Consider the following 12,610-nt stretch of genomic DNA (forward strand, 5'->3'; position numbering starts at 1 on the left):
TAATCCATTTACAGTAGATCTATTAAAACATAGATAGATTACATAGTTTTAGTTTTCGCAAGGAAAATCGAAAGCGCTTTTGTAGTGGAATTACCATAATATACAAGTAATGAAACTAGTAAATATTCCAAAACTAAACAAGAATAAAAATGAAAGGGGTTTTACTGTGGCGATTATTCAATTTCCGAAAGACATGAAATGGGGAGTTGCAACTGCCTCATATCAAATAGAAGGAGCAGTAAATGAAGGTGGCCGTGGGCCTTCCATTTGGGATACGTTTTCAAAAACTCCAGGTAAAATAGTGAATGGGGATAACGGTGATGTGGCTTGTGACAGTTACCATCGTTATGAAGAAGATATTCAATTAATGAAAGAACTTGGTATTAATTTCTACCGTTTTTCTGTGGCATGGCCAAGAATTTTTCCGGAGGGCACTGGTGAAGTTAATCGAGAGGGGTTAGATTTTTACCACAGATTTGTTGATACGTTAATCGAAAATGGCATTGAACCAATGTGTACTTTATACCACTGGGACTTACCGCAAGCTTTACAAGATAAAGGTGGTTGGGATAACCGGGAGACGATTGACGCATTTGTAAACTATGCAGAAGTAATGTTTAAAGAGTTCAAAGGTAAAATAAAACATTGGATTACATTTAATGAACCTTGGTGTGTATCGTTCTTATCTAATTATGTTGGTGCCCATGCCCCTGGATACCAGGATCTTCAATTGGCCGTTAATGTGTCACACCATCTTTTAGTGGCACATGGAAAGACCGTTATTAAGTTTAGGGAGTTAGGACTGGAAGGTCAGATTGGTTATGCTCCAAATGTGGAGTGGAATGAACCATATAGTGATAATCAAGAAGATATTGATGCATGCCGAAGAGCGGGAGGATTTTTTATTGAATGGTTCTTTGATCCTGTATTTAAGGGATCCTACCCACAATTTATGATCGATATCTTCGAGAAAAATGGAGCAGTATTGAAGATGCAAGATGGGGATCTGGAAGTTATTTCACAGCCAATAGATTTCATTGGTATCAACTATTACACCGGAAGTGTTGGCAGATATGCAGAAGGGAAAAGTATCTTTGATCATGAAAGAGTGGATACAGGATATTTAAAAACAGATATTGGTTGGAATATCTACCCTGAAGGGTTCTACAAAGTCTTAAAATACATTAGTGAACAATACGGCAATATTCCCATATATATCACTGAAAACGGTTCTTGTTATAATGATGAACCAATTAACGGTGTCGTTAAAGATGAAGGTAGAATTAACTATTTACAACAGCATTTAGTCTCTCTTCAGCGCAGTATGGAATCAGGTGTGAACATTAAAGGGTATACTTCATGGTCATTATTAGATAATTTTGAATGGGCAGAAGGGTATACAATGAGATTTGGATTAGTTCATGTTAATTACAGAACGTTAGAAAGAACGAAGAAAGAAAGTTACTATTGGTATAAACAAGTGATTGAAAACCACTTCTTTGAAGTGTGAATCTAATGACGTTCCTTCATTGTGATAGCATTCATTCGGCTCGAAAGCGCTTTTGATGTTATAACTTGAATAATTTGTTGATTTAATTAGCAAAAAATATGTAACACACACATATTTGCATATTTTGTTGGAAGTATATTATATAGAACACTGAAACAATTCTGTAATTATTCCGGATCCCTGCAGAGGACAGGCCTTTATTACTTTTAGGAGGTGAGGAATCGGAAAAACAGATATTATTTTTAAATCATTACAAAACACCTATAAGGGGGATAAAAAAGATGTCAAAATTCATTAAATTAATAGCTATTTCATTTTTAGCAGTTGTGTTCCTAGCTGCATGTGGCGGAGGAACTGATGGTGATACTGATACTGATACTGGTACCGATGGTGACACTACACAAGAACAAATTGGTGAAGGTGATATCGAGCTTGTATTTTGGGAATTTGGTAACACTGGATATGATGTGTTAATTGAAGAATATGTAGCTGAAAATCCACATGTAAGTATTAATCTTCAAAATAGTGATATGAATGACTTGCACGATAACTTGTTTACATCTATTTCTGCAGGTTCTGGTGCTCCTGACATTACGATGATTGAAGAAGCACAAATTGAAAGGTTTAAAACAGCACCACAGGCTTTTGAAAACCTTTATGATTATGGTGCATCTGATGTGGAAGGGGATTTCCTTGATTGGGTTTGGAATAACGGAAGAAGCGCTGAAGGTGATTTCCAATTTGGGTTACCAACAGATATCGGTCCAACAGTAATGTTCTATCGTACAGACGTGTTCGAAGAAGCTGGTTTTGATTCTTCTCCGGAAGCAGTGTCAGATTTAGTTGCAACTTGGGACGATTTTGAGGAAGTTGGTCGACAAATTAAAGATAGCACCGGGAAATTAATGACGGATGCTGGTGAGTTAGTATATAACGCTAGACGTGACCAAGCTACTCAGCAATATTTTAATCCTGATGGAGATCTTATCATGGATGAACATAACCAAATTCGCGATGCATTTGATTATGTGGCAGGATTGTTTGAGCAAGATCTAGTTGGTGATATTCCACTATGGACGCCGGAATGGTTTGGCGGCATGGGAGACGGTACTTATGCAACAATGCTAGCACCAGCTTGGATGCAAGGTGTTATTAAAGACAATGAGCCAGAAGAAGGCGTTTGGTCTATTACAACAATGCCTGAAGGTGCAGGGAACTGGGGAGGATCATACTTAGCGATTCCTTCTGAAACGGAACATGCAGAAGAAGCATATGCATTTATTCAGTGGTTAACAGCTCCAGAGCAACAACTGAAAGCTTTTGAAGGATATGGATTGTTCCCATCCACTCCAGCAGTGTATGACATGCCAGAATTCTTAGAGTATGAAGATGACTATTTTGGTGGTATTGCTACGGCTCAAGTTTTCTCTGAAGCGGCTCAAGCAGTAGAAACAGTCTACAAAGGACGTAACTTCTATCCAGTAGATGACGAAGTGAAAGAGGCTTTAGATAATCTTTCTGCTGGTGCAGATCCAGAATCTGAGTGGGAAGCAGCGCTTGATAGAATTAACAGAATTTTAGAGCGTCAATAACATATATTCGAGGGTATGACCCAAGTTGGTCATACCCTTCTACAAAGCCATTTTAATTATTTGTTGATCTTGTTGGTCTAATAAAGTCATACCTTTTCGAGGATGGCTTATTAAAAAAGTTTTAGAATGAGCCATTCTCGAAAGTCAACAAGATTATATGGGATTGGACATGCCTTAACTAACAACGATACGGGATAAATTTCTGAAGGAGGTCAAAAATGGAGACCACTACAAAGGCAAGGGGATTATCAGAGAAGAAAAAAACAGCGTTATCTGCCTATTTATTTATTTCTCCATTCTTTATTTTATTTGCTATATTTGGCTTATTCCCAATGGTGTTTAGTTTTTATTTATCGTTTTTTCGTTGGGATGGATTGAGTCCAATGACTTATATAGGAGTCAGGAACTTTGAATTAATCTTTACTGATCCTGTATTCTTCTCATCCATATTAAATACTTTCATCATTGGTTTAATGGGGACACTGCCACAAATATTTATTGGAATATTACTGGCTTTTGCTTTAAATTCAACACTTATCCGTTATAGAAACACATTTAGAACATTCGTGTTCTTGCCATATATTACTTCGATTGTAGCAGTGGCAATTATCTTTGGGGTTGTATTTAACAATCAGCCTTTTGGTTTTGCTAACTATATACTATCCACCTTTGACATTGGCCCGATCCGCTGGAACGCAGAGTATTGGCCAGTAAAGTTTGCAATAGCAACAATGGTATTTTGGCGTTGGGTCGGTTATAACACCATTATTTTCTTAGCAGGGATGCAGAGCATTCCAAAAGAACTTTATGAAGCAGCAAAAATAGATGGTGCCACTGTCGGACAGCAAATTCGATTAATTACACTTCCAATGTTAAAACCAATTGTAATGTTCGTTGTATTTACTGCAACGATAGGAAGTTTTCAATTGTTCACTGAGCCATTGATATTCTTAGGGAGAGGTCTCCGTGAAGAGGGGATTACAATGGTTGCATACTTATGGAGAGATGCATTTGTGTACAACTCCTTCGGGACTGCCTCAGCAGCAGCAATTGTCTTGTTTTTCATTATCATTGCCATAACGGCAATTAACTTATTGATCACCAACAGACTCGGTCGTTCGAAGAAAATAGGTTAGGAGGAGATCCCATGGCAAAAGAAAGCAAAGAAGTCGGTAGCAGTAAATTCTCATATCAAAAGTTTTTCGTATATTTATTTTTAATATCGGGATCTTTAATTTCCCTTTTTCCTTTTTATTATATGTTCGTTATGGCCACTAGACTTAATAGAGAAATTAACCAAGTTCCCCCTCCGTTTGCTCCAGGAGCAAATTTAGTGGAGAACTTTCAAAAAGTCTTAAGTAGCATAGATTTCTTCGGTGCGATGTGGAATTCCTTTATTGTAGCCTCATCTGTAACGGTGGGTACTTTATTCTTGTGCTCCTTAGCAGGTTATACTTTTGCAAAATTGGACTTTAAGGGAAAAAATATTTTATTTGCCTTAATCTTAGTAACGATGATGGTTCCACCTCAATTAGGATTGATTCCTCAATACTACATCATTACAGCTTTAGGCTGGTTAAATGATTTTAGGGCAATTATTGTTCCGGGCTTAATTAATGCATTTGGAATATTTTGGATGCGACAATACATTAGTAGTAGTGTTCCCGATGAAATTATTGAAGCAGCCAGGATTGATGGATGTTCCCATTTCAGGATCTATTGGAATATTTCTGTACCAATGATACTTCCGGCCTTCGCAACTCTAGGTATTATTGTATTTATGCATGTGTGGAACGATTTCTTATGGCCACTTGTTGTATTACGTGACCCAACCATGCATACACTTCAAGTTGCTTTACGGGCACTAAATGATGCTAGGCAAATGGATTACGGCATGATCATGTCTGGAACGTTCTGGGCTACAGTACCATTAATCATTGTATTCCTGTTATTCAACCGTTTGTTCATTCAGTCCCTTTCTGAAGGTGCTGTGAAGAGCTAATCCGTTTCAAAATCTAGCTTGGAAAATTATTAGATATGAAAGAAATTCGTTAAACGTTTTTGTTATGAATACGAGACGCCTTGTTAATAATGATGATTGCCAATTGGCTAATCCGTATTAGCAGGGCGTTCCTTACTTTAATAACCAATTTGAGGTGCTTACATTGGGAAAAATTATTATCCAAATCGCTGAAGTGATTTATAAATTTGTGGCACTGAATATTCTTTGGCTCATTTTTTTTCTAGTGGGATTAGGAATTTTCGGATTTATGCCGTCGACTGTTGCCCTGTTCTCTATAGTTAGGGACTGGCTACGGGGAGATTTAGATACTTCTCTATTCTCCAGATATCTGAAGTATTACAAAGGAGAATTTGTGCGATCGAATATACTTGGGGTATTATTTATGATTTTGTTTTATATCATTTATGTCAACTTTTCGTTTGTTTCCTACTATTATGACGAATCTATTCAAATTTATATCTATATTATTATAGCAGGATTTGGTACTATATTATTGATGACATTTGTAAATTTATTTTCTGTCATTGCCCATTTCGAATATAAAATTTTTCAATATATAAAAGTAGCAGCAGGGTTAGTCTTTTTAAAGCCAATTAATACTCTATTTCAGCTTATTTGGCTTGTTGCTTACTTTATCATTGCCATTAATCATCCTACTATTTTTGTCGTTATTGGTGTTAGTGTGTTTGCTTTTGTGTTAATGAGTATAAATTATTCTACATTCAAAAAACTAGGTGCTGTTTAAATAGTTTATCTGTTTTATAGAAAAGGATTTCTTATACGGTGGCATGTGCCCTAACTGAAAAGGGGATATAAGATGACAACAATATATGACATTGCTAAAAAAACGGGTTTTTCCATCACAACTGTGTCAAAAGTTTTAAACAATTATTCAGATGTTGGTGCGAAAACAAGGAAGAAAATATTAGATGCAGTAAATGAAATGGATTATTATCCTAGCTCCAGTGCGAGAAGTTTAACGACGAAAAAGTCCTGGTCAATCGGTGTTGTTTATGTGGAACAGTTAGGTATGGAACACCCTTTTTTTAACGCTGTCATTGAAAGTTTTAAAAATAGTATGGAGAAAAGTGGTTATGATTTGCTCTTTGCTTCAAATAAAATAGGAAATGATATGAAAACCTATTTAGATCATTTCCAATATCGAGGTGTCGATGGGGTTGTCATTGTTTGTTCCGCATTGAAGGACAGCCATGTGGAGAGATTAATTCGTTCTACTATCCCTTCAGTAGTGATTGATTTTGACAGTAGGGAAACATGTGTCGTATATAGTGATAATGAATACGGGTGTGAACTTGCCGTTAATCATTTGTATTCATTGGGTCATCGTAAAATTGCTCATATATCAGGTGACCAAGAACTTTTCCCAGGTGTCACAAGGTTGGAAGGTTTTATTCGTGCAATGCAAAAACATAAACTGTCGATTTCTGATGGTTTTATTGCTGACGGTGGATACTTCTCCTATGAAGGTGGAAGGGCTGCGATGAGGAAACTTCTGTTACAAGATGAAAAACCTACAGCTGTTTTTGTTGCAGGTGATTTAATGGCATTAGGGGCAATTGCTGAAATTCGAGATCATGGTCTAAATGTACCGGACGACATCTCCGTTATTGGTTTCGATGATATTAAAATGATCCAATACACCGAACCTGCATTGACTACCATCCGTCAGGAAACTTCTATTTTAGGAAAAACAGCTGCAAACCTATTATTGGACCAAATAAATGATAAAGAGAAACAGTCTTTGGCTGTTAAAATACCTGTGAAGTTAATAGAGCGAAAATCCTGCAGACCAATATAGTATTGGTCTTTATTTTTGGAAAAGATAAGAGAAGGTAGAGTATAAATATTTATTGTTTAAAGTTCAGCATATTAGTTTTCTTACCTTTGTCTAGCTCCATCACCTACTGGCTCGGATTACTTCAGGCAGTTAATACTAACTGTGTAGCATCCTTGAAGCCTTGTACAAGTAATATAGGATTAAGTTTAGGAGGGAAAATCTATGTACACATTGAAACAGGATCAGAAATTTGAAATTGAAAATTATCAAAACTTAAAACCATTTTCTAGTTTTTTACCAGGAATTGCAGGAGTTAACGGAATTCCAATGTGGGCGTTTTATGTCAGTCGAGGACAAGGAATAGCCAGTTTTGGTGTGCAAGACAAGAATCATGCCATCATGGAATTTTTACCAGCAGATAAATCGTATCAAAATGTAGCTGTTCAAGGATTCCGTACTTTCATTAAGATTACACAAGGAGATAAAACCACATACGTGGAGCCATTTTCCCAAAGGGAGAAGAACTTAAAATACGTGACGGAAAAGATGAGCATTTCTGAAAATATGCTCGAACTAGAATATGAAAATAGGGAATTACAATTACATATGAAAGTGGAGTATGTTATTTTACCTGACTCCCCAATTGCGGGACTAGTTCGACATGTAACGGTGAAAAACCTTTCAGAAGAAGCGAAACAGATTGAACTATTGGACGGGTTACCTAGTGTTTTCCCAAGTGGAGTTCCTAACGCTGCCTATAAGGAGCTGGGGAATACAATTAAAAGCTGGTTTGATGTAACCAACTTAGATTCGAATATCCCCTTTTATCGTCTCCGAGGGAGTATTGAAGATTCCTCAGAAGTGAAGGAGATACAGCAAGGTAATTTTTACTTGAGTTATTCTAGTTTTCGTGGTGAAGTGACGCACCTCCAACCGATTATTGACAGGGATATTATATTCGGGTCAGATACAACATTGCAAGTGCCGGATATTTTCTTGGAAAAAAGTCTCTTCGAACTATTGGAAGAGCCTCAACAAACAACGAACAAAATATCCTCGGGCTTCTCTCCCGTCACAATAGAACTTGATGGTGGTGAAGAGGTAGAACTATTTACGGTAATAGGACATGCCAATCGGATAGAGACGATTCATACATATGTAACTCAAATCACTGTCACGAAATTACGATCCTTGATGGAAAAGGCAAAAACTATTACGGAAGATATTACAAAAGTAGTGAGCACCCGGACGGGACAAGCGACGTTTGATGCATATACCCGCCAATGTTATCTTGATAATGGTTTAAGAGGTGGATTTCCAATTACATTTGAAAAGGATGGAAAAAATAAGCTGTTTTACTTGTTCTCAAGGAAGCACGGTGATTTAGAGAGAGATTATAACTTCTTTTCCATCAGTCCAACGTATTATTCACAAGGAAACGGGAACTATCGTGACATTAATCAAAATCGCCGTTGTGATATCTTTTTTGAACCTAAAGTGGGAGACTTTAATATAAATATGTTCATGGATTTCATCCAATTAGATGGCTATAATCCATTGGTAGTAAAAGGTGTCCGTTTTGCAGTACAAGAAAGAAGCATATTAAATCTGTCTCATCATCTAATAGAAGGAGAAGAGAAGGTTCGGAGTTTTTTAAATAAAAGCTTTACACCAGGGGAGTTGAAGCACTTCTTGGAGGATAGGAATATTCAACTTAGAACTTCGTTTGAGGAATTTCTAACTGATGTACTAGTCCAGTCAGAGGAATCTTTTCAAGGGGAATTCGGAGAAGGTTACTGGATGGATCATTGGACATATAACTTAGATTTAGTAGATAGTTATTTAGCAATATATCCAGATAAGGTGGAAGATCTTTATTTCACTCCAAAGTATAGATACTTCGAAAGCCCAGTTATGGTAAAGGGGCGAAAGGATAAATATTTTGTAAAGAATGGACAGATTCGCCAATATCATGCGATCGAAAAAAGGAAAGAGAAAGTAGCGGAAGCAGAAAAAAACGATGGCGTCCTTTGGATCCGCAAAAATTACGGTCAAGGAGAAATCTACCGAACCAATTTGTATTCCAAGTTGTTCCTCCTTTCTTTAGTGAAAGTATCAACTGTAGCGCCATTAGGTCTTGGTATTGAAATGGAAGGGGATAAACCAGGTTGGAATGACTCCTTAAATGGATTACCTGGAATGCTTGGTGCCAGTACGTCAGAGTTGTTTGAATTAAGTCGGTTAATCGAGCAACTTCTCCGTGTGAAAAAAGGTGGTATGGTGACGATTCCTGTAGAGGCTGCTGAATTTCTGGAAGAGGTCACCCATGTGATGAGTAATGTTTCATACAAAAATGAGGCCAGTGAATGGCGCTATTGGAACCAAGTTACCGCGCTCCGGGAAAGGTACCGCGAAAAAATTTACAAGGGAATTACTGGAGAAGAGAAGACATACTCCTTGGATGAAGTGAGGAACTTTCTCCTTTTGTTTCAAGAGCGGGTGAATAATGGGATAGAACAGGTTCAAAATTACGGAGAAGAATTAGTACCAACTTATTTCTACTTTGAGGCAAAAGAGGAAATGAAAGATGGGGAGTTAAACCTAGAGGAGTTGCAACTAGCGCCAAAAGCTGTTACCCCATTCTTAGAGGGTATCGTAAAACAGTTAAAAGTAACAACCGATTTATCTACTGCAAAAGAACTTTATGAGAGAGTAAAAAAGTCAAATATTTATGACAGTAAGCTTAATATGTATAAAACATCGATGAGTATACATGATGAACCTCTAGAATTAGGTCGTGCGAAATCCTTTACGCCAGGCTGGTTGGAAAACGAATCTGTCTTCCTTCATATGGAATATAAATATTTGTTGGAATTATTAAAAGTTGGACTAACAGAAGAGTTTTTTTCCGACATACAAAAGGCGCTCATTCCGTTTTTAGATCCAAAGATTTACGGAAGAAGTACTTTGGAAAACTCGTCTTTCATTGCCAGTAGTGCTAATCCAAATCCAGAATTACATGGTCGGGGCTTTGTTTCCCGATTAAGTGGATCAACCATCGAATTTTTAAATATGTGGGTTGTGATGATGGCAGGGAAGAATCCTTTTATCGTACGAAACGGGGAATTAACTTGTCAAATTTCCCCGACCCTACCAGGCTGGATGTTTGATGAGTCAGGAAAAGTTACTTTCACTTTCTTGGGTAGTACTGAAGTAACTTACGTTAACACTTCTAAGGTAAATACTTATGGGGAAGGGGCAGTAACCCCATCCACTGTGGAACTGATTTATTCCAATGGGAAGAAAAAAGAAACGGATTACTCCCAATTAACTGGAGAAATTGCGGAAGCCATTAGAAGTGGTGAAATGAAGGAAATGAGGATAATATTAGCGTAAATTTTCGTGAATGAAGTTAAAGTTGATGGGAATCCACCATAGGGAAAAATGGGGGATTCCCTTTTTTTACAGATGAAGTATAAGTTCTCTCAATATTTTCTAAATCAAGTCCCCATGGGCAATTTCGTAGCCAGCACGGGAGTGATGCTGACCATGCTTCGACTAGTGGTTGTGTCAAACAACAGGAAGTGGCGTTTTGCCCTCATGCTTGTAGAGGAGGAAGTGCTCCCCTATGCTGATGATTCATGCACTTATGCTTTTCTATTTTTAATCAGGCTATTATCCTAAAATCGCCAGTAATAATGTGATCGTAAATATGCTGATTAGAGTGGAAATCAAGGTGATACTCGAAACCAGTTTTGGTTCTGAATTAAATTCAATGGCGTACATGACAATGGTCGCTGCTGAAGGCGTTGCAGAGAGGACGATTAGGACTTTAGCCATTAACGGATCCATTGGAAATAATAGAGTAATTACGAACGCAACCATAGGAGAAAGGACGAGACGAACCATGACCCCATATGTTAATTTTCCCCATTCAAAATTTCCCCATTTAATATTGGCCAATTGCATGCCAAGGATAAGCATAACAGTAGGTATGGTAGCTTCTGCGATAATATCAAGAGGAGACATTAAATTGGAAGGAAAACGTAAACCTGTTCCTTTGAAAATCAGTGCAATAATGACCGCATAGGTTGCGGGCATCATAAAAACCAACTTTATAGAAGTCTTAATTCCTTCGAGTCCTTTGGCAGCGTAATATACCCCAAAAAAATTCATGATGATTGCTTGAAGCACCATAAAAATAATGGCATAGGCAAATCCAACTTCCCCGTAGGCAAAAAGAATGATCGGGGCACCGTAATTTCCAGAGTTCATAAATGCGGTGGAAAGGATTAACCCGCTTTCCACTCTAGTTGGATATTTCCTTATCCAAGCGTAAGCTTTGTTTATAAGAATCAACATAAATAAAAGAAGCAGACCAAATATGGTCATATAAAGGTATTGAATATTTAATTCTGCTTGATAAAAAGTCCGAAACACAAGGGCCGGAGTCATCACATAAATAGCAAGGGTTGAAATAGGTTTAATATCAACCTTCTTCCAAATCTGTATAATATATCCCGCGAAAAAAACGAGGAGTACTGGTAATACAACATTAAGAAAAATCGACAAAACACATCACCACCATGATAATCAATAGCATTATCATACCACTATCTGAAGTACTATGTCAGTGAACTATTAAAGTAAAAAACAAAAAAAGCCCACTGCAATGGGCTTTCATTAAAAAAATCGGATTCGCTGGTGTTGGTACATTTTATTTTTATGTTGTTGGATTTGTCTTTTTGTTTTAAATTCTTTTTCTAAATCAGTTTTAAGTCTTTCGGTTATTAAAATCACTAACATATTCATCTTTCAATGACCTCCCCGTTTTTTCTATACTCTTATTTTACTGGCTAGTAGGTGTTTGTTATACATCCCGAAGATTGGTTTCCTCTCATCCTAAAGACTGATTTTTATATGGAACAGGAGATGGAGTTTGGAGTGTTATTAATAATATAGAGAATGTGTAACAAAACCGATGATAAGTACGACTATAAGATATAACGGAAAATTTATGAAAAAGGGAGGCAAAAAGATGAAAAAATTAGTAGTACTTTTTATAACAGCATTATTTTTGACAGCGTGTGGCACCGGTACTCAGGACGGAGATGATGTTTCCACAGGTAGCGGGGGTAACAATGACAATGGAGATTCTCAAACGGATGGGGGAGGGGTTGCAGCAGGTGAAATGGTACCTGCGATCACAGAGAATGGAACCCTTCTATTTCAGTACATTGTAAAAAATCAAACAGAAAACGAAATAACACTTGAATTTTCCAGTGGTCAGCGTTTTGATTATTCTGTAGAGACACAAGATGGGGAAGAAATATATCTGTTTTCCAGTGTTGCCATGTTTATTCAAGAGATAGGGGAAGAAGTGATAGGGCCAGGAGAGGAACTCATTTATGACATTGACCTAAATGAATTATCTCTTGAACCGGAGGATTATGTGTTAACAGCGTGGATGACACCAATGGAAGGCAAAAAATTCGAAGCAACAAGTGACTTTACAGTAGAATAAATAAGAAAAGCGCAAGCGCCTATGAACACGAGCGTAGGGCAGTGGAGGAATGACAACTAGAAGTCCGGTCTTTGACTTCGGTTGTCACTTCCGAAGTGCCCCGCAGCGATTAAGAAGCAACTGAAAAAGTTTAAAACCACTTTTTCAGTTCCTTTTATTTGTA

Annotated in this window: 9 protein-coding genes; 8 read left to right on the plus strand and 1 reads right to left on the minus strand. The window is 37.3% G+C overall.

What is annotated here, in order from left to right:
* Positions 1-166: 166 nt before the first annotated feature.
* The 7 genes from KS419_RS14220 (at position 167) to KS419_RS14250 (ending at position 10,319) form a co-directional block, all read left to right on the plus strand.
* Positions 167-1,510, plus strand: coding sequence for a GH1 family beta-glucosidase (locus KS419_RS14220; protein ID WP_217067058.1), 1,344 nt, complete (start codon positions 167-169; stop codon positions 1,508-1,510).
* A gap of 281 nt (positions 1,511-1,791) precedes the next feature.
* Positions 1,792-3,102, plus strand: a complete 1,311-nt coding sequence (locus KS419_RS14225) for an extracellular solute-binding protein (RefSeq protein ID WP_217067059.1) — start codon at positions 1,792-1,794, stop codon at positions 3,100-3,102.
* A gap of 218 nt (positions 3,103-3,320) precedes the next feature.
* The gene (locus tag KS419_RS14230; RefSeq protein WP_217067060.1) at positions 3,321-4,238 is read left to right on the plus strand and encodes a carbohydrate ABC transporter permease; all 918 of its coding nucleotides are present in this window, start codon (positions 3,321-3,323) and stop codon (positions 4,236-4,238) included.
* Between the two features lie 11 nt (positions 4,239-4,249).
* Positions 4,250-5,104, plus strand: coding sequence for a carbohydrate ABC transporter permease (locus KS419_RS14235; protein ID WP_217067061.1), 855 nt, complete (start codon positions 4,250-4,252; stop codon positions 5,102-5,104).
* A gap of 154 nt (positions 5,105-5,258) precedes the next feature.
* Entirely contained in the window at positions 5,259-5,870 is a 612-nt protein-coding gene (locus KS419_RS14240) for a YesL family protein (protein ID WP_343215068.1), read from the plus strand.
* Between the two features lie 72 nt (positions 5,871-5,942).
* Positions 5,943-6,944 carry a LacI family DNA-binding transcriptional regulator gene (locus KS419_RS14245; protein WP_217067063.1) on the plus strand — a complete coding sequence of 334 codons (1,002 nt, stop codon included), beginning with the start codon at positions 5,943-5,945 and terminating at the stop codon, positions 6,942-6,944.
* 201 nt (positions 6,945-7,145) lie between these two features.
* Positions 7,146-10,319, plus strand: a complete 3,174-nt coding sequence (locus KS419_RS14250; protein WP_217067064.1) for a hypothetical protein — start codon at positions 7,146-7,148, stop codon at positions 10,317-10,319.
* Positions 10,320-10,598: 279 nt separating this feature from the next.
* Here KS419_RS14250 and KS419_RS14255 read toward each other — a convergent pair whose 3' ends face one another.
* A complete protein-coding gene (locus KS419_RS14255; protein ID WP_217067065.1) occupies positions 10,599-11,495 on the minus strand; it encodes an AEC family transporter in 897 nt (298 codons plus the stop codon).
* 466 nt (positions 11,496-11,961) lie between these two features.
* On the opposite strand from KS419_RS14255, the gene KS419_RS14260 reads away from it, so the two are divergent.
* Positions 11,962-12,447, plus strand: a complete 486-nt coding sequence (locus tag KS419_RS14260; RefSeq protein ID WP_217067066.1) for a BsuPI-related putative proteinase inhibitor — start codon at positions 11,962-11,964, stop codon at positions 12,445-12,447.
* Positions 12,448-12,610: the final 163 nt, after the last annotated feature.

Source organism: Evansella tamaricis, from assembly GCF_019042215.1.
Classification (GTDB): Bacteria; Bacillota; Bacilli; order Bacillales; family Salisediminibacteriaceae; genus Evansella; species Evansella tamaricis.